1 rRNA gene (only partly in view) is annotated in these 570 nt (G+C 47.7%); it reads left to right on the forward strand.

The window, feature by feature from the left end:
• Window positions 1-155 precede the first annotated feature (155 nt).
• Window positions 156-570: ribosomal RNA gene (locus tag P4361_RS20710) — 16S ribosomal RNA — on the forward strand; its annotated part runs 916 nt beyond the window's last position; the annotation flags it as partial.

Genomic DNA, 570 nt, shown 5'->3' on the forward strand with positions numbered 1-570 from the left:
ACAAAAAAGAAATTAAAAAACTTAGTTGACATTGAAAAATGAAGATGTTAACATAAGGAAGTCGCAAATGAGCGACCAAGTAGTTCTTTGAAAACTGAACGAAACAAACAACGTGAAACGTCAATTTTTATTTTTAGATGCTAGACAAACTAACTTTATTGGAGAGTTTGATCCTGGCTCAGGATGAACGCTGGCGGCGTGCCTAATACATGCAAGTCGAGCGAATGGATTAAGAGCTTGCTCTTATGAAGTTAGCGGCGGACGGGTGAGTAACACGTGGGTAACCTGCCCATAAGACTGGGATAACTCCGGGAAACCGGGGCTAATACCGGATAACATTTTGAACTGCATGGTTCGAAATTGAAAGGCGGCTTCGGCTGTCACTTATGGATGGACCCGCGTCGCATTAGCTAGTTGGTGAGGTAACGGCTCACCAAGGCAACGATGCGTAGCCGACCTGAGAGGGTGATCGGCCACACTGGGACTGAGACACGGCCCAGACTCCTACGGGAGGCAGCAGTAGGGAATCTTCCGCAATGGACGAAAGTCTGACGGAGCAACGCCGCGTGA

Source organism: Fictibacillus sp. B-59209 (genome assembly GCF_036216745.1).
Classification (GTDB): Bacteria; Bacillota; Bacilli; order Bacillales; family Fictibacillaceae; genus Fictibacillus_C; species Fictibacillus_C marinisediminis.